Below are 17,075 nucleotides of genomic sequence, written 5' to 3' on the forward strand. Positions count from 1 at the left end.
TCCCTCGCCCACACCGACGACGCCACGCGCGTGCGCGACGCGCTGAGCACCCGCTCGTGGCGCGACACGTCCGAGATCGCCCGCCGCGCGGGCGTCTCGGTCGACCACGCCGAAGCACTGCTGGGGCTGCTGCACCTCGAAGGCGCGGCGACCCCTGGTCCCGGCGGCTGGCGCATGCCGTCCGCCGCGGGATGAGGCATCCGGCCTCAGGTGTCGAGCGAGAGCTCCTCGGGGAGGTGGAAGTCCCGGCGCTGCAGCTCCTCGACGTTGACGTCCTTGAACGTCAGCACGCGCACCGCCTTGACGAACCGGTCGGCGCGGTAGATGTCCCACACCCAGACGTCCGTCATCGAGATCTCGAAGTAGAAGTCGTGCTCGGTGTCTCGCCGCACGACATTCACCTCGTTCGCGAGGTAGAACCGCCGTTCGGTCTCGATCACGTACTGGAACTGAGAGACGACGTCGCGGTACTCGCGGTACAGCGCGAGCTCCAGCTCACGGTCGTAGTCTTCGAAGACTTCGTCATCCATGGTGAGACCATCCTATGGGCGCAGCCGGGTGCCATCACCCCGCTTCCGCCGACGGCGGACAGTGCGTCAGAACAGCGTAGGGGCGTCGGCGATCGACCACGAAGCGCGATGGTGGGCGCTGATGCCGTGCTCGCGAATCGCCTCGCGATGATCGGGGCTGGCGTACCCCTTGTTGCGCGCCCAGTTGTAGGCCGGCAGCTCATCGTGCAGCTCGGTCATGAGCGCGTCGCGCGCCACCTTGGCGATGACGGATGCCGCGGCAGCCGACGCGCAGTCGCGGTCGGCCTTGATCACCGGGCGCACGCGGAGGCCCCAGGCTCCGGCGGGCGAGATGTAGTCGTAGTTCCCGTCGAGGATCACGATCGCCTCCTCGGGGACGACCCCGTGCGCGCGCAGGTCCGCGAGGGCCCGGATCGACGCGAGCCCGAGCGCTCGCATGATGCCGATCTCATCGATCTCGACAGAGCTCGCCCAGCCCACGGCGCTGGCCGACACCCACGACGCCGCGCGGGACGCGACATCCGCTCGCTTCGGCTCGGGAACGAGCTTGGAGTCGCGCAGCCCCTGCGGGATGCGCTTGCGCGAGCGCGGAGCGTCGATCACGGCCGCACCCACGGCCACCGGTCCCGCCAGCGCGCCCCGCCCGACCTCGTCGCAGGCGATGACGATCGCGTGCTCGCGGAGGAGCCTGCGCTCCAGTGTCAGCCGCGGCTCCGCGACGGTCATCGCGCGGACTCCTCCTGGGCGGGCTCGGGCACGCCGGCGAAGTCGTCGTGGTGGAAGTCGAGCATGCCGAACCTGTCGAGGGGCCAGGTCAGGAGGAACGCGCGCCCGACGACGTTCTCGAGCGGCACGAAGCCCTCACCGGGCTGATCCTGGTTGTACCGGGAATCCTTCGACCGGTACCTGTTGTCGCCGAGCACCCACAGGCTCTCCTCGGGCACGATCACGTCGAAGGGATCTCCCGATGCCGCGGACTCGCCCGAGGGAAGCTTGATGTAGTCGGTCTCGTCGATCGCGACGCCGTTGACCGTGACCTGACCGAGGGTGTTGCAGCAGACCACGTGATCGCCGGGAAGACCGATGATGCGCTTGACGAGGTGGTCGTCGCTGTCGGGCGCCGAGAGTCCGACGAGGGCGAGCACCCACTCGACGGCCTCCACCACGGGAGGTCGCTCCGGATCGGCCGACGGAGGAAGCCACCCGCCCGGATCGCGGAAGACCACGATGTCGCCGCGGCCGTAGCCACCGAAGCGCGGCGTGATCTCGTCGACGAGGATGCGGTCGTCGACGTGAAGGGTGTCCTCCATGGAGCCGGACGGGATGTAGAACGACCGCACCAGGAACGTCTTGACGAGGAACGAGACCAGGACCGCGATGAGGATGATGACCACGACGTCGCGGAGAAAGGTCACCCAGCCGCGGCGACGGCGGTGGATGGTCGCGGCCTCGCCGCGGGATCCGCTCGACGGCGCCGGGTCGGCGGAAGCCGTCTTCTCGGAGGTCATGCGCGATCCTTCACCGGCACGCCGCGGATCGGAGGGCCTTGTCTCAAGGTTCCCACATTCCGGCCCCGCGCAAGAGCCGCGCGCGGCACTTCGCGGGACGTTGTCAGCGTGGAAACGACGAAGCCCCGGACCTCGTGGTCCGGGGCTTCGGTACGCAGAACTCAGTTCTCGCGCTTCTCCTTGATCTTGGCCTTCTTGCCACGGAGGTTGCGGAGGTAGTAGAGCTTGGCGCGACGCACGTCACCGCGGGTCACGACCTCGATGTGGTCGATCACCGGGGAGTGCACGGGGAACGTGCGCTCGACGCCGACCGAGAAGCTGATCTTGCGGACCGTGAAGGTCTCACGCACGCTGTCGCCCTGGCGGCCGATGACGATGCCCTGGAAGACCTGGATGCGGGAGCGGTTGCCTTCGGTGATGTTCACGTGCACCTTGACGGTGTCACCGGGGCCGAAGGCGGGGATGTCGGAGCGCAGCGATGCCGCGTCGACGGAGTCGAGGATCTGCATGATCGTTTCTCTCTGCGGCCGCCACAGGTCGACCGCGGGAAGTATCGGAAAGGAAGTCGTGTGCCCGAAGCCGCGGGCCGGAGGCCGAACGACGGATTCCCCTGAGGCAGAACCTGGTCAGGGCACAAACATCCATTCTGCCACGGATGCCGCAACCCGCCAAAACGTCGTCAGCGCGCCTGCGGACCCTGCTTCTCGCGCACGATCATCACGTCGGGCATGGCGGCCTGCGGGGCCTCCTCCGCCGGCGGGATGTAGGCGAGGCCGTCAACCGTGTGCAGCACGAGCCGCGACGGCTTGGCCTCGCTCCACAGCTGCCACAGCGCGAGCCAGAAGAGCCCGATGCCCACGAGCACGGTCGTCACCATCACGGGGAACCACCAGGACTGATCGAAGAAGCCGAGCGAGACGACCAGCAGATGCCACACCGTGAATCCGAGCACGTCCCACCACGACACCGCGCGATGAGCTCGGACAGTCCCCCGCGCGCGCACCAGCAGGGTCAGCAGCAGCTGCCAGATGAATACCCCCGGCACCGCGAACAGCATCCAGACGAACGCCCAGCCGTTGGCTCCCGCGATGATCCAGCCCACGAACAGCCAGAGCGGCAGGACGAATGCGGCGGGGATCAGCCAGCCGAAGAATCCGCGTCGAAGCCACATGCTCCGATGGTACGCCCGGCGGGGCATCCGGCGGCAGGGTTCGGCGCGGCGCGAGGCATCCTCACAGCCGAGCGCTCCGGCGTCGGGGAGAATGGACGGGACACGAGAGGAACCACATGATCGAGCTGCGCACCCCCGCCGAGATCGAAGCGATGAAGCCCGCGGGGCGATTCGTCGCCGAGACGCTGGCGACCCTGCGCGAGGAGACCAAGGTCGGCACGAACCTCCTCTCGATCGACCGGCGCGCGCACGACCTGATCCGCCGCGCCGGCGCGGAATCGTGCTACATCGACTACCACCCCTCGTTCGGCGCCAGCCCGTTCGGCAAGGTGATCTGCACGTCCGTGAACGACGCCGTGCTGCACGGCCTTCCCTTCGACTACACGCTGCGCGACGGCGATCTCGTCTCGCTCGACTTCGCCGTTTCAGTCGACGGGTGGGTCGCCGATTCCGCCGTCTCGTTCGTCGTGGGCACACCCCGAGACGAGGACCTCGCGCTCATCGACACCACGGAGCGTGCTCTGGCCGCTGCGATCGCGGCGGCCACCGTCGGCAACCGCATCGGCGACATCTCCGCGGCGATCGCGGCCATCGCCCACGCGGACGGCTATTCCATCAACACCGACTTCGGCGGTCACGGCGTCGGACGCGAGATGCACGGAGACCCCCACGTCGCCAACGACGGCAAGGCCGGACGCGGCTATCCGCTGCGTGACGGCTTGGTGCTGGCACTGGAGCCCTGGTTCCTGCAGACCACCGACGGGCTCGTCACCGATCCCGACGGCTGGACGCTCCGGTCGGTCGACGGCTCACGGGGCGCGCACTCCGAGCACACCGTGGCGATCACCGCCGACGGCCCGGTCGTGCTGACCGACCGCTCGTGGCTCGGCGTGGCCTGACTCAGCGGCTCGTCGCCGGGACGACGACCACGGCGGATCGCGCCGGGAGCACCGCCTCCTCCCCCTCGATCGCCGCGGCCGCATCGGTGGCCAGCGCTACGGCCGATGCGCCGTCGAGCGGCAGCCGCACGCCGGCGTCGCCGAAGTTGACGAGGATCTCCACGGACGGCCGGTGGAGGCGGAACCACCGCGCAGCCTCGTCGGCCGAGGCCCGGACGTGCCGGAAGTCGGGATCGGTGAGCCCGGGGAGCCGCCGGCGCAACGCGATCAGCTCGCGATGCAGTGCGAGCATCCCCGCGTGGAACGAGGCATCCGGCTCCCGCCAGTCGAGTCTCGACCGCTCGAACGTCGCCGGGTCCTGAGGATCGGGGACGACCGACTCCTCCCACCCCATCCGCGCGAACTCGGCCTTCCGTCCGCGGGCGGTGGCCTCCCCCAGCTCCGGCTCGGGATGCGAGGTGAAGAACTGCCACGGGGTGGAGGCGGCCCATTCCTCGCCCATGAAGAGCATCGGCGTGAACGGCGAGAGCAGGTTCAGCACCGCCGCGATCGCCAGTCCGCCGCCGTCCAGGGTCTGCGCCAGCCGGTCCCCGGCGGCGCGGTTGCCGATCTGGTCGTGGTCCTGTGCGAACGTCACGAGGCGCGACATCGGGATGCGCGGGTCGATCGGATGTCCGTGCGCGCGGCCGCGGAAGGACGAGTGGGTGCCGTCGTGGAAGAACCCGCGCGTGGATGCCTTCACGAGCGCCGCGAGCGGGGCGAAGTCGGCGTAGTACCCCGACGTCTCGCCCGTGAGCGCGACGTGCAGCGCGTGGTGGTAGTCGTCGCTCCACTGCGCGGCGAGGCCGTAGCCGCCCGCTTCCCGCGCCGTGATGAGGCGCGCGTCGTTCAGGTCGCTCTCCGCGATGAGCGTGAGCGGGCGTCCGAGGTGGGCGCTCAGCGCGTCGGCGCGCTCCGCGAGCTCCTGCAGGAGGTGCGGTTCGCCGCGATCATGGAGGGCGTGGACGGCGTCGAGGCGGAGCCCGTCGACGTGGTACTCCCGCAGCCACATCTCGGCGTTGTCGAGGATGAAGCCGCGGACCTCGGCCTCGTCGAGGTCGATCGAGGAGCCCCACGTGTTCGACTCGGCGGCGCGGAGGTACGGGCCGAACTCGGGGAGGTAGTTGCCGCTCGGACCGAGGTGGTTGTAGACGACGTCCTGGATGACGCCCAGACCGGCGGCATGGCAGGCATCGACGAATCGCCGATAGGCCTCGGGCCCGCCGTACGGCTCGTGGACGGCGTACCACAGCACGCCGTCGTAGCCCCAGTTGTGGACGCCGTTGAAGGCGTTCACGGGCAAGAGCTCGACGAAGTCGACGCCGAGGTCGACCAGGTGCCCGAGGCGGGCGGCCGCAGCATCCAAGGTGCCCTCGGGCGTGAACGTGCCGACGTGCAGCTCGTAGATCACGCCGCCGGCGAGCTGCCGCCCGGTCCACGCGCCATCCGCCCACTCGTACGCTGCCGGGTCGTCCACGGCGCTCAGGTCATGCACGCCGCGCGGCTGACGCCGCGAGCGGGGATCGGGCCGCGCCGTCTCGGCATCGTCGAGCACGAAGCCGTACTCCTCGCCGGCGGAGAGGTCGATCGGCGCGCGCCACCAGCCCCCGTCCTCCGCGGCCATCGGCACGTCGCCGCCGCGCGCCGGAACCCGGAGCGCGACCCGGCGCGCCCGCGGTGCCCAGACCGCGGGGATCACTGCTCCCCCGCGACGAGCAGGGCGACCGGGTACACGTCGAGCAGTTCGGCGAGGGGGACCTCTCCGCCACGGAACGAGCGGCCGGTCAGGACATCGGTCGTCGGTCCGACGTGCCGCAGCAGCACGGTGTCGCCCCAGGGCGATCCGGATGCCTCCCCCCGGCGCGCGAGGGCGACCGGGAGGCGGGTCGCCACCGCCAGCGCACCCCCTCGGTCGACCGCGATCGCGTGGTGCGCGGCCGTCCCGACGACGGTAGCCGGGGTGTACCGCGTGAACAGGTCCGGTCGCTCCCGGCGGAGCCGGAGCGCGCGCGCGGTGACGAGCAGCTTCGCGGCGCCGGTGCGGTCGACGAGGGGCTGCGCGCCGCTCTCGATGTCGGCGAGGAGCCGGCGACGCTCGGCGAAGTCGACCGCCCGGCGGTTGTCGGGATCGACGAGACTCTGCTCCCAGAGCTCGCTCCCCTGGTATACGTCGGGCACGCCGGGACCGGTCAGCTGGAGCAGCTTCGCCGACAACGCGTTCGACCACCCCGCGGCCTCGATGTGCGACACGAACTCCTCGACGCGTCCGCGCAGGATCGCGTCGTCGAACACCGCGTCGACGAGCCCGTGCATGCGGTCCTCGAACACCGGATCGGGGTCGAGCCACGAGGTGGCCTCCCCCGCTTCCCGCGCCGCCTTCTCGGCATAGGCGTGCAGGCGCTCGCGTGACGCCGGCCACGCACCGACGACCGCCTGCCACAGCAGGGCGTCGAACGGCCCGTGGCCGGTGGACGCGGCATCCCGGACGTCGTCCAGGAACTGCGCCCACCGCTCGGGGATCTCGGCGAGCACCGACAGCCGCGCGCGGACATCCTCGCCCCGCTTGGTGTCGTGCGTCGACAGCGTCGTCATGGAGTGCGGCCACCGCGCCTGCCGCAGCGTCTGCGCGTCGTGGAACTGCGGGACCGTCAGCGCGAACAGCGAGGGGTCTGCACCGACCTCGGTGAGCGTGCCCAGCCGCGTCGCGCGGTAGAACGCCGTGTCCTCGACGCCTTTGGCCATGACCATGCCGCTGGTCTGCTGGAACCGCAGGGCTGCGGAATGCCGGGGGTCGGCGAGCATCGGGAGCACGACGTCCAGCGTCGCGGCCAGGTCGGGACGGTGACGGCGCACGGCCTCCGCAGCGAGCTCGAGGTGCGTGCGACCCGCCGGCAGGTAGGACCGGTAGACCGGGAACCGCGCGAGCAGCTCGGCGATGGCGTCCTCCTTCTCCGGGTCGCCGTCCGCGCCGAGGTCGCGGGCGAGGCGGCGCACCTCCGACCGCAGGATGCCATCGGCGATGGCCCGCTTGGTGCCCGCGATCACGTCCTCCCACGGCCCGGCGGGCGGCAACCCGGTCTCGCGGCGCAGGCGGGCGTCGAGCCGGTCGAGCTCGACCTCGCCGTCCGCGTCGATGAGCACCCGATCGATCTCGGCGAGCGCGTCGTAGCCCGTGGTCCCGTCCGCGGCGAAGAACTGCGGGAGGTCCTCGCCGTGCTCGAGGATCTTCTCGACGAGGACGTACGCGCCGCCGCTCAGCTCGTCGAGGCGTGCGAGATACCCGACCGGGTCCCGCAGGCCGTCGGGATGATCGACGCGAAGACCGTCCGCGAGGCCCTCGGCGAGCCACCGGCCGACCTCGGCGTGCGTCTGCTCGAAGACCGCCGGATCCTCGACGCGCACCGCTGCCAGGCTCGAGACGCCGAAGAAGCGCCGGTAGTTGAGGTCGGACGCCTCGCGCCGCCAGTCCATCAGCTCGTAGTGCTGGCGCTCGTGCACCGCAAGCGCGTCGGCGTCGGCGTCGGCGGTCCCGGGCGCGAGCGGGAAGCGGTGCTCGTGGTAGCGCAGCTCGCCGCCCTCGGTTCGCAGCGCGCCGGAGGCCGCGGCATCCGTCAGCGACTCCCCGAGCACCGGAAGCCGCACCCTGCCGTCCCCGAAGTCCCAGTCGATGTCGAAGAAGCGCGCGAACGCGGAGTCGCGTCCGTGGGTCAGGACGTCCCACCACCAGGCGTTCTCGTGCGGACGGGCCACCCCGACGTGATTGGGAACGATGTCGACCAGCACGCCGAGCCCCGCCGCGTGGAACGCCGCCGCGGCGCGGGCGAGCGCGGCAGTCCCGCCGCGGGCGGGATCCACGCGGGTGGGATCTACGACGTCGTAGCCGTGGTCCGAACCCTCCGACGCAGTGAGCAGCGGCGACAGGTAGACCCAGTCGACGCCGAGCGCGACGAGGTAGTCCGTCAGCGCCGCAGCGTCGTCCAGTGTGAACGACGGCCGGATCTGCAGACGATAGGTCGACAGCGGGCGACGGCCGGGCATTGCTGCCTCACCCGCCGAACTCGGCGTGCGGTGCCGCGCCCGGGACCTCGTCCAGCCCCGCCACGGCGGTCACCGCGAGGGATGCCGCGACAGTGTGACCGACCTCCGGCTCGGGCACCTCGTGCTCGCGGAGGACCATGAGCGATCGCCCCTGCACGGGAAGGGAGGATCCCGGTGCCACCGGCTCGGTGTCGGCGTACTCGCCGGCGGTGTCGACGATCACGTCCCACCGCGGGCTGAACTCCACCTCGGGGATCACGAAGTCGACGGTGTCATCGCCGGCGTTGAAGAGCACGATGAAGTGGTGGTCGGAGATCGGCTCGCCGCGTCGGTCGTGCTCGCGGATGCCGTCGCCGTTGAGGAACACCGCCACCGCGCGCCCGAATCCGGAGTCCCAGTCCTCGGGCTGCATCTGCGTGCCGTCGGGCCTCGCCCACACGATGTCGGGGATCGGGGCGCCCTCCTCACGGCGCACCGGCCGGCCGTTGAAGAAGCGCCGGCGCCGGAACGTCGGGTGCTCGCGGCGCAACCGTGCCAGCGCGGCGGTGAACTCGATGAGCGGCTGGTCCGGATGGGACCAGTCCACCCACGTGATCTCGTTGTCCTGCGCGTAGCCGTTGTTGTTGCCGGCCTGCGTGCGGCCGAGCTCGTCGCCGTGGAGCAGCATGGGCACGCCCTGCGACAGCAGCAGGGTCGCGATGAAGTTGCGCTGCTGACGTGCGCGCAGTGTGAGCACCTCGGGATCGTCTGTGGGCCCCTCGACGCCCCCGTTCCAGGAGCGGTTGTCGTCGGCGCCGTCGCGGCCCTCCTCGCCGTTGGCCTCGTTGTGCTTGTCGTTGTACGACACGAGATCGCGGAGGGTGAAGCCGTCGTGGGCGGTGACGAAGTTGATGGATGCCACGGGCCGGCGTCCCGAGTGCTCGTACAGGTCCGCGGATCCGGTGAGGCGCGAGGCGAACTCCCCCAGCGTCGCCGGCTCGCCCCGCCAGAAGTCGCGCACGGTGTCGCGGTACTTGCCGTTCCACTCCGTCCACTGCGGTGGGAAGTTGCCGACCTGGTAGCCGCCGGGCCCGACATCCCACGGCTCCGCGATGAGCTTCACCTGCGAGACCACCGGGTCCTGCTGCACCAGTTCGAAGAAGGCTGCCAGGCGGTCGACCTCGTAGAACTCCCGCGCGAGGGTCGAGGCCAGATCGAACCGGAAGCCGTCGACGTGCATCTCGAGCACCCAGTAGCGCAGCGAGTCCATGATGAGCTGCAGCGTGTGCGGGTTGCCGACGTTGAGGCTGTTGCCGGTGCCCGTGTAGTCGGTGTAGTACCGCTTGTCCGCGTCCTCGAGGCGGTAGTAGGCCTCGTTGTCGATGCCGCGCATCGACAGGGTCGGGCCGAGATGACTGCCCTCGGCGGTGTGGTTGTAGACGACATCGAGGATGACCTCGATCCCGGCGGCGTGGAGGGCCTTCACCATCCCCTTGAACTCCTGGACCTGCTGACCGCGCTGACCGCTGGAGGAGTAGGTGTTCTGCGGCGCGAGGAAGGCGATCGTGTTGTACCCCCAGTAGTTCGAGAGCCCGTTCTCCTCGAGGACGGAGTCGTTGACGAACTGGTGGACGGGCATGAGCTCGATGGCCGTGACGCCGAGCTTCTGGAGGTGCTCGACGATGGCGGGGTGCGCGATCGCGCTGTACGTCCCGCGGATCTCCTCGGGCACCGCCGGGTGCAGCTTGGTGAGCCCGCGCACGTGCGCCTCGTAGATGAAGCTCTCGGCGTACGGGGTCTTCGGGTGCCGGTCGCCGCTCCAGTCGAAGTACGGGTTCACCACGACGCCGAGCATCTGGTGGCCCGCCGAGTCCTCGTCGTTGCGCGAGTCGGGGTCGCCGAAGTCGTAGCCGAACACCGGCTGCCCCCACCCGACCTGGCCCTCCACCGCCTTCGCGTACGGATCGAGGAGCAACTTGTTCGGGTTGAACCGCTTCCCCGCCGCCGGGTCGTACTCGCCGTGGACGCGGAAGCCGTAGCGCTGCCCCGGCTGAACGGCGGGCAGGTAGCTGTGGTGCACGAAGGCGTCGACGTCGCGCAGCTCCACCCGGGTCTCGACGCCGTCGTCGTCGAACAGGCAGAGCTCGACGCGCTCCGCCCCCTCGCTGAACAGTGCGAAGTTGGTGCCGTTGCCGTCGAACGTCGCGCCGAGCGGGTAGGCCGAGCCGGGCCAGATCTGCATGCATCCTCCATGTCGAGCGGGACTTCACGATACCGACCCTGCGCGAACGCCGGCCGGGACTGGCGCACCGCACAGCCGTGGGGTAGGCGGATCCGTCTCACATCGCCCCTCGATCGGCTGTGAGGGAAACGTTCGCGGGAGGTAACCGGACGCGGCCGCGGGGCGAAACACCGCGCGCTTAGCGTGGCCGCACCGAGACACCGCCGAGCAGGAGACGCCATGACCCCCGATGCGCCCCGCACGCCCGAAGACCGACGCCCCGCAGACGTCAACAGCCCGAAACATGCCGCTGACGCCCTCGCAACAACGTCGCCCTACGGTGACGACATGAGCTCCACCGTCACGCCGGCGACGCATGTCGTGGTGGTCGGTGCCGGGATGGTGGCCCACCGGTTCGTCGAGAGCCTGCTCACGCGGGCCGACGGGAGCTGGCGCGTCACGGTGATCGGCGAGGAGGACCGGCATCCGTACGACCGCGTCGGCCTCACGTCCTTCTTCGGCGGGGCGTCCGCCGACGACCTGACCCTGGACCGCGGGGTGCTCGAGGACGAGCGCGTCCGCTTCGTGCGCGGCGACGCCGTGGCCCGCATCGACCGGTCGGCACGGCGCGTGACCACGAAGAGCGGCCTGAGCGTGGGGTACGACCGTCTCGTGCTCGCGACCGGCTCGTACGCGGCTCGCCTCGCCGTCGACGGCTTCGGATTGGACGGATGCTTCGTCTACCGCACGCTCGACGACGTCGAGCGGCTGCGCACCTTCGTGGAGGCCCGCTCACTCGAACTGGGGCGCCCGCTCACCGGCACGGTCATCGGCGGCGGGCTCCTGGGGCTCGAGGCGGCCGGCGCCCTGCAGGGGCTCGGCGTGGACGCGACCGTCGTCCAGTCGTCGGACCGCCTCATGTCGGCGCAGCTGGACCTTCCCGCCGGCGATGCCCTGCGGCGGCTGATCGAGGCGCGGGGCATCTCGGTGCGCACCGGCGCCATCACGACGCGCCTCGATCCGGACCGCAGCGGCCGCGTCACGGGGCTCGAGTTCCGCGACGGCCGATACGAGCGCACGGACGTCGTCGTGTTCACGGTCGGCGTGCGCCCCCGCGACGATCTCGCGCGCGGTGCCGAGCTCGCCGTCCACGAGCGCGGCGGTGTCCTCATCGATGCGGCGTGCCAGACCTCGGATCCGCGGATCCTGGCGATCGGCGAGGTCGCCAGCTTCGACGGGATGTGCGTCGGACTCGTCGCGCCGGGTTACGCCATGGCCGAGGTCGCGGCGACCCGGCTCCTCGGTGGCGAGGCATCCTTCCCCGGCTTCGACCTGTCGACCAAGCTCAAGCTGTCGGGAGTGGACGTGGCGAGCTTCGGCGATGCCTTCGCCGAGACGCCCGGCGCGCTCGACGTGGTGTACGCCGACCCCGTGGCCGGCGTGTACAAGAAGCTCGTGCTCTCGGACGACGCCAAGACGCTGCTCGGCGGCATCCTCGTCGGCGATGCCTCGGCGTACGGCTCGCTGCGGCCGCTCGTGGGGGGTGCGCTGGGCGGCGACCCCGCCGCCTACCTGATGCCGGAGGGCGGAGTCGCGGCCCCGGCCGGCGACCTTCCCGACGAAGCCCTCGTCTGCTCGTGCAACAGCGTGACGGCGGGCACGATCCGCCGCGCGGTGCACGAGGAGGGGTGCTCGGACGTCGCATCGGTCAAGTCGTGCACGAAGGCCGGTGCCGCGTGCGGCTCGTGCGTGATGATGGTGAAGAAGATCGTCGGGAGCGAGCTGGCCAAGACCGGAGCCGCGCTCAGCAACGCGCTGTGCGAGCACTTCGACATGTCCCGGCGCCAGCTCTTCGACGCGGTGCGGGTGTCGGGTCTCACCACGTTCAGCGCCGTGATCGACCGCTTCGGCGTCGGCCGCGGCTGCGACATCTGCAAGCCGGCGCTCGCGAGCATCCTGTCGACCCTCGTCGGCCACCACGTGCTCGACGGCGAGAACGCCGCCCTCCAGGACACCAACGACCACGTCATGGCGAACCTGCAGAAGGACGGCAGCTACTCGGTCGTGCCGCGCATCCCGGGCGGCGAGATCACGCCGGAAGGCCTCGTCGTGATCGGCGAGGTGGCGCGCGACTTCGGCCTGTACACGAAGATCACCGGCGGCCAGCGCATCGACATGTTCGGCGCACGCCTCGAGCAGCTGCCCGACATCTGGAAGCGGCTCGTGGACGCGGGGTTCGAATCGGGCCACGCGTACGGCAAGTCGCTGCGCACGGTGAAGTCGTGCGTCGGCTCGACGTGGTGCCGGTACGGCGTGCAGGACTCCGTCGGCATGGCCGTGCAGCTCGAGCTGCGCTACCGCGGCCTGCGCTCGCCCCACAAGCTCAAGCTCGGCGTCTCGGGGTGCGCCCGCGAGTGCGCCGAGGCGCGCGGCAAGGATGTCGGCGTCATCGCCACCGAGGCCGGCTGGAACATGTACGTCGGCGGCAACGGCGGCTTCACGCCGCGTCACGCCGTCCTGCTGGCCGAGGGCCTCTCCGACGAGGAGCTGCTGACGGCGATCGACCGGTTCCTGATGTACTACATCTTCACCGCGGACCGCCTGCAGCGCACCGCTCCCTGGTTCGAGGACCTCGAGGGGGGAATCGACGGCCTGCGCGCGGTCGTCTTCGACGACAGCCTCGGGATCTGCGCCGACCTCGACGCCGCGATGGCCGCCCACATCGGCGCGTACCAGGACGAGTGGAAGGCGACCCTCGAGGACCCCGAGAAGCTTCGCCGCTTCGCGTCCTTCGTGAACGCCCCGACGACCCCCGACCCGTCCCTGGCCTACACCGCCGAACGCGGCCAGGCGCGGCCCGCCACCGACGCCGAGCGCGCGAGCGGCGGCGTCCTGATCGCCGGAACGATCCTGGAGGTGCGCCGATGACCCTCGTCGACCCGCAGACAACCGCCGCCGACGCACCCGAGGGATGGGTCCGGGTGTGCGCGCTGGACGACCTCGAGGTCGAGCGCGGGCGCGCCGCGCTCCTCGGCGGCACGCAGATCGCGCTCTTCCTGCTCCACAGCGGGCGCGTGCACGCCGTGTCGAACTTCGATCCGTACAGCCGCGCGCACGTGATCTCGCGCGGCATCGTCGGAACACGACAGGATGCTCCGACCGTCGCCTCGCCCATGTACAAGCAGGTGTTCGACCTGCGCACCGGCGCGTGCCTCGACAGCCAGGGCAAGGACCCCATCGCGCTTCACGTGTGGCCGGTCGCCGTGAGCGACGGCCAGGTGCTGGTGCGCTGGGAGGCGGACTCGTGATCGGCCGCGTCGACCTCGTGGGCGGGGGGCCGGGACCGATCGACCTGATGACGGTGCGGGCGTGGCGCCTGCTGATGCAGGCCGACGTCGTGGTGATGGATCGCCTCGGACCGACCGACATCCGTCCCCACCTGGCACCGGATGTAGAGGTCGTCGACGTCGGCAAGCTCCCCGGTCACCATCCCGTCCCCCAGGACGAGATCAACGCGATCCTGGTCGACCGGGCGCGCGCCGGCAAGCGCGTCGTGCGGCTGAAGGGCGGCGACCCGTTCGTGTTCGGCCGGGGTGGTGAGGAGGTCATCGCCTGCGCGGCCGCCGACATCCCGGTATCCGTCGTCCCGGGCGTCACGAGCGCCGTCGCGGTCCCCGAGGCCGCCGGCATCCCGGTCACCCACCGGGGCGTCGCCTCCGCGGTCCACATCGTCAACGGGCAGTCCGAGATCACGGCGGCGACGCTCTCCGCTCTCGCCGACGAGGCCGTCACGACCGTGATCCTCATGGGCGTCGGTGCGCTCCCGCGCCTGGTCGCGGACGCCCTCCGCGCCGGCGTCCAGGCTGACCGGCCGGTGGCCATCGTCGAGCGCGGCCACCACGCCGATCAGCGCACGACCCGCAGCACGCTCGGTGCGATCGTCCTCGACGCCGGACGCATCGGGGTGCGCAATCCCGCCGTCATCGTCGTGGGCGAGGTCGCCCGCGCCGGCATGCTCGTCCCCGACCTGCTCGCCGCCCGCTCCGGAATCGGCGGCCCCGCGCAGTGACCGCCCCGCCCCGCCCCGTCCTCTCCGCCGCGCTCGACGGCTGCACGATCGTGATCGCCGTGGACCGGCGATCGCTCGAGCTCGCCGCCGCGCTCGAGAGGCACGGCGCGGCGGTGCGGCATGCGCCGGCGCTGACGATCGTGCCGCACATCGACGACGACGCCCTCATCGCGAGCACCCGGGAGCTGATCGCGAGCCCGCCGCAGGTCGTCGTCGTCACCACCGGCGTGGGGTTCCGCGGGTGGATGGAGGCCGCCGACGAGGCAGGGCTCCTCGACGAGCTGCAGGCGGCACTCGCCCGCGCGCAGATCGTCGCGCGCGGACCGAAGGCGCGCGGCGCGATCCAGCAGGCGGGTCTCACCGCCGACTGGGTGGCCGAGTCCGAGACCTCCGCCGAGCTGGGCGAGTTCCTCCTCGCGGAGGGCGTCGCCGGCCGCCGCATCGCCGTGCAGCACCACGGTTCGGGCGCGGACGGACTCGACGAGCTGTTCGAGGGTGCCGGGGCGGATGTCGTGAGCCTCACCGTCTACCGCTGGGGACCGCCGCCGGATGCCGTGGCGGTGTGCCGCTCCGTCGCCGCCACCGCGCAGGGCGAGGTCGACGCGGTGCTGTTCACCTCGGCCCCGGGCGCTGCCGAGTGGCTCGCCGCCGCCGCGCGCGAGGGAGTGCTCGAGGACATCGTCGCGCTGGCCGACAGCGGGCGGGTGCTGATGGCCGCCGTCGGCCCGATCACGGCCGGACCGCTCGTCGATGCCGGAATCACGCCGCTCGTCGCCGAGCGGGGCAGGCTGGGCTCGCTCGTGCGCGCCGTCGTGACCCACTTCGGCGGCGGGCACGTCGCGTGGCTTCCGACCACCGCGGGGCGGCTCGAGCTGCGCAGCTCCGGCGCCGTCCTCGACGGGGTGCACGTCCCCCTCTCCCGCACCGGGGCCGACGTCCTGGCGACCCTGTTCGACGCGAGGGGCGGGGTCGTCTCGCGACAGCGCCTGCAGGGCGCCCTCCCCCGGTCCGGCGAGAACACCCACGCGGTCGAGATGGCCGTCGCGCGCGTGCGCGAAGCGCTCGGGGTCCCCGACCTCATCAAGACGGTCGTCAAGCGCGGCTACCGGCTCAACGTGCTCGATCCTGCCGAGGCATCCGCCTGAGGTTCACGCGAGCAGATCCGGCCGGCGCTGCCTGGTGCGCTCGATGCTCTGCTCGCGCCGCCACGCCGCGATCGCGCCGTGGTTGCCGCTCAGCAGGATCGGCGGCACTTCGTGACCGCGCCACTGGGCGGGCTTGGTGTAGCTGGGATACTCCAGCAGTCCGTCCTCGTGCGACTCCTCGACGAGGCTCTCCGGATTGCCCACGACACCGGGCACGAGCCTCGAGACCGCCTCGACGACAGCCATCGCCGCGACCTCTCCCCCGTTGAGCACGTAGTCGCCGAGGCTCACCAGGCGCACGCGGCCGCGCGTCGAGTAGTGGTCGACCACGCGCTGGTCGATGCCCTCGTATCGCCCGCACGCGAACACGAGATGCTTCTCCTGCGCGAGCTCGCGGGCGAGGGACTGGGTGAACAGCTCGCCGGCCGGTGACGGGACGAGCAGCACCGCGTCCGGAGTGAGAAGCGCGTCCAGCGCCTCGCCCCAGGGCTCCGGCTTCATGACCATTCCCGCTCCCCCGCCGTACGGGGTGTCGTCGACGGTGCGGTGGCGATCGTGGGTCCAGTCGCGCAGATCGTGGACGTGCATGTCGAGGATGCCGCGGTCCCGCGCCTTCCCGATGAGCGAGACGTCGAGCACGTCGAAGAACGCCGGGAAGATCGTGACGATGTCGACGCGCATGGATTCGAGTCTAGGCATCCGCCCGTGTTTCCGACGTGTGACGGGACCCTCACCCCGACCGGCGCGTGCGGTGACCGAACCTTGACGCAGAAGTAACCCCGGGGGGCCAGGGGTGGAAACACGCCCTTCATACGGTGAAGGCACACTTCACCAGAGGAGGCGTCATGACCACGACCGTCACACCGTCCACGACGGATGTCACCGCTGCGCCGCCCACGGGCGCACCGGTCCAGCTCACCCGGCGCCCCGGCCGCTGGATCGACGGGTGGGATCCCGAGGACACGGCCTTCTGGGAGGCCGGCGGCCGGTCGATCGCCCGGCGCAACCTCGGCTGGTCGATCTTCGCCGAGTTCCTCGGCTTCATCATCTGGCAGCTCTGGAGCATCGTCGTCGTGATGCTTCCGGGCGCCGGCTTCGAGCTTTCGAGCTCGCAGCTGTTCTGGCTGATCTCCGTGCCGAGCCTCGTCGGCGCGACGCTGCGATTCCCCTACACGTTCATGGTCGCGATCTTCGGCGGTCGCAACTGGACCATCGTGTCGGCGGCGCTGCTGCTGATCCCCGCGGTGCTGCTCGGCATCGTCGTCTCCAACCCGGAGACCCCGTTCGCGGTCCTGCTGCTGGTCGCCGCGCTCGGCGGCGTCGGCGGCGGCAACTTCGCCAGCTCGATGGCGAACATCACCTACTTCTTCCCGCAGAAGGAGAAGGGCTGGGCGCTCGGGCTCAACGCGGCGGGCGGGAACCTGGGCACGTCGGTCGCTCAGTTCGCCGTGCCCGTCGTGGTCACCATCGGCGCCG

At 71.0% G+C, this 17,075-nt stretch carries 15 protein-coding genes and 1 pseudogene; 7 read left to right on the forward strand and 9 right to left on the reverse strand.

Annotated elements, in window-relative coordinates:
• Positions 1–195, forward strand: a pseudogene (locus ACE3O1_RS10000) (DNA-protecting protein DprA); the annotation flags it as partial.
• 11 nt (positions 196–206) lie between these two features.
• Here the strand turns inward: ACE3O1_RS10000 and ACE3O1_RS10005 are convergent.
• The 5 genes from ACE3O1_RS10005 to ACE3O1_RS10025 form a co-directional block, all read right to left on the reverse strand.
• Positions 207–530, reverse strand: a complete 324-nt coding sequence (locus ACE3O1_RS10005; RefSeq protein ID WP_137844915.1) for a DUF2469 family protein — start codon at positions 528–530, stop codon at positions 207–209.
• A 66-nt stretch (positions 531–596) separates the two neighbouring features.
• A complete protein-coding gene (locus tag ACE3O1_RS10010) occupies positions 597–1,256 on the reverse strand; it encodes a ribonuclease HII (RefSeq protein WP_374314879.1) in 660 nt (219 codons plus the stop codon).
• The gene (lepB, locus tag ACE3O1_RS10015) at positions 1,253–2,038 is read right to left on the reverse strand and encodes a signal peptidase I (RefSeq protein ID WP_374314880.1); all 786 of its coding nucleotides are present in this window, start codon (positions 2,036–2,038) and stop codon (positions 1,253–1,255) included. The genes ACE3O1_RS10010 and lepB overlap by 4 nt, the downstream gene beginning before the upstream one ends.
• A 161-nt stretch (positions 2,039–2,199) precedes the next feature.
• Complete coding sequence (gene rplS, locus ACE3O1_RS10020) at positions 2,200–2,547, reverse strand: 50S ribosomal protein L19 (protein WP_374314881.1); 348 nt, start codon at positions 2,545–2,547, stop codon at positions 2,200–2,202.
• Positions 2,548–2,717: 170 nt separating this feature from the next.
• A complete protein-coding gene (locus ACE3O1_RS10025) occupies positions 2,718–3,209 on the reverse strand; it encodes an MFS transporter permease (protein ID WP_374314882.1) in 492 nt (163 codons plus the stop codon).
• A 116-nt stretch (positions 3,210–3,325) separates the two neighbouring features.
• Between ACE3O1_RS10025 and map the strand changes: the two genes are divergently transcribed.
• Positions 3,326–4,108, forward strand: a complete 783-nt coding sequence (gene map / locus ACE3O1_RS10030) for a type I methionyl aminopeptidase (protein ID WP_374314883.1) — start codon at positions 3,326–3,328, stop codon at positions 4,106–4,108.
• Between the two features lies 1 nt (position 4,109).
• Here the strand turns inward: map and treZ are convergent, their stop codons facing one another.
• From treZ to glgX, 3 genes are read right to left on the reverse strand one after another with little or no spacing between them, the layout of a single operon-like run.
• Positions 4,110–5,846: a malto-oligosyltrehalose trehalohydrolase gene (treZ, locus tag ACE3O1_RS10035; protein WP_374314884.1), complete on the reverse strand. Its 1,737-nt coding sequence runs from the start codon at positions 5,844–5,846 to the stop codon at positions 4,110–4,112.
• Positions 5,843–8,185, reverse strand: a complete 2,343-nt coding sequence (gene treY, locus ACE3O1_RS10040; protein ID WP_374314885.1) for a malto-oligosyltrehalose synthase — start codon at positions 8,183–8,185, stop codon at positions 5,843–5,845. Before treY ends, treZ begins: the two co-directional genes overlap by 4 nt.
• A 7-nt stretch (positions 8,186–8,192) precedes the next feature.
• Entirely contained in the window at positions 8,193–10,406 is a 2,214-nt protein-coding gene (gene glgX / locus ACE3O1_RS10045; protein WP_374314886.1) for a glycogen debranching protein GlgX, read from the reverse strand.
• 327 nt (positions 10,407–10,733) lie between these two features.
• Here glgX and nirB point away from each other — a divergent pair, with 327 nt between their 5' ends.
• The 4 genes from nirB to ACE3O1_RS10065 are packed head-to-tail and all read left to right on the forward strand — an operon-like array spanning position 10,734 to position 15,599.
• On the forward strand, positions 10,734–13,313 hold the full coding sequence (gene nirB / locus ACE3O1_RS10050) for a nitrite reductase large subunit NirB (RefSeq protein WP_374314887.1): 2,580 nt from the start codon (positions 10,734–10,736) through the stop codon (positions 13,311–13,313).
• Positions 13,310–13,693, forward strand: a complete 384-nt coding sequence (gene nirD, locus ACE3O1_RS10055) for a nitrite reductase small subunit NirD (protein WP_374314888.1) — start codon at positions 13,310–13,312, stop codon at positions 13,691–13,693. The genes nirB and nirD overlap by 4 nt, the downstream gene beginning before the upstream one ends.
• On the forward strand, positions 13,690–14,454 hold the full coding sequence (gene cobA, locus ACE3O1_RS10060; RefSeq protein WP_374314889.1) for a uroporphyrinogen-III C-methyltransferase: 765 nt from the start codon (positions 13,690–13,692) through the stop codon (positions 14,452–14,454). Before nirD ends, cobA begins: the two co-directional genes overlap by 4 nt.
• Positions 14,451–15,599 (forward strand): uroporphyrinogen-III synthase, encoded by a 1,149-nt coding sequence (locus ACE3O1_RS10065; protein ID WP_374314890.1) that lies wholly within the window; start codon positions 14,451–14,453, stop codon positions 15,597–15,599. The genes cobA and ACE3O1_RS10065 overlap by 4 nt, the downstream gene beginning before the upstream one ends.
• 3 nt (positions 15,600–15,602) lie before the next feature.
• Here ACE3O1_RS10065 and trmD read toward each other — a convergent pair whose 3' ends face one another.
• A complete protein-coding gene (trmD, locus tag ACE3O1_RS10070; RefSeq protein WP_374314892.1) occupies positions 15,603–16,280 on the reverse strand; it encodes a tRNA (guanosine(37)-N1)-methyltransferase TrmD in 678 nt (225 codons plus the stop codon).
• A gap of 164 nt (positions 16,281–16,444) precedes the next feature.
• Between trmD and ACE3O1_RS10075 the strand changes: the two genes are divergently transcribed.
• A partial coding sequence (locus tag ACE3O1_RS10075; protein ID WP_374314893.1) for an MFS transporter occupies positions 16,445–17,075 on the forward strand: 631 nt, incomplete at its 3' end.

Origin of the sequence: Microbacterium sp. (assembly GCF_041909575.1) — a bacterium.
Lineage (GTDB): Bacteria > Actinomycetota > Actinomycetes > Actinomycetales > Microbacteriaceae > Microbacterium.

Bases quoted from the DNA above. Each gene is read 5' to 3' on its own strand.
- treY (WP_374314885.1), bottom strand. From the start codon at position 8,185: ATGCCCGGCCGTCGCCCGCTGTCGACCTATCGTCTGCAGATCCGGCCG.
- ACE3O1_RS10005 (WP_137844915.1), bottom strand. From the start codon at position 530: ATGGATGACGAAGTCTTCGAAGACTACGACCGTGAGCTGGAGCTCGCG.
- nirB (WP_374314887.1), top strand. From the start codon at position 10,734: ATGAGCTCCACCGTCACGCCGGCGACGCATGTCGTGGTGGTCGGTGCC.
- rplS (WP_374314881.1), bottom strand. From the start codon at position 2,547: ATGCAGATCCTCGACTCCGTCGACGCGGCATCGCTGCGCTCCGACATC.
- trmD (WP_374314892.1), bottom strand. From the start codon at position 16,280: ATGCGCGTCGACATCGTCACGATCTTCCCGGCGTTCTTCGACGTGCTC.
- ACE3O1_RS10025 (WP_374314882.1), bottom strand. From the start codon at position 3,209: ATGTGGCTTCGACGCGGATTCTTCGGCTGGCTGATCCCCGCCGCATTC.
- lepB (WP_374314880.1), bottom strand. From the start codon at position 2,038: ATGACCTCCGAGAAGACGGCTTCCGCCGACCCGGCGCCGTCGAGCGGA.
- glgX (WP_374314886.1), bottom strand. From the start codon at position 10,406: ATGCAGATCTGGCCCGGCTCGGCCTACCCGCTCGGCGCGACGTTCGAC.
- map (WP_374314883.1), top strand. From the start codon at position 3,326: ATGATCGAGCTGCGCACCCCCGCCGAGATCGAAGCGATGAAGCCCGCG.
- ACE3O1_RS10010 (WP_374314879.1), bottom strand. From the start codon at position 1,256: ATGACCGTCGCGGAGCCGCGGCTGACACTGGAGCGCAGGCTCCTCCGC.
- nirD (WP_374314888.1), top strand. From the start codon at position 13,310: ATGACCCTCGTCGACCCGCAGACAACCGCCGCCGACGCACCCGAGGGA.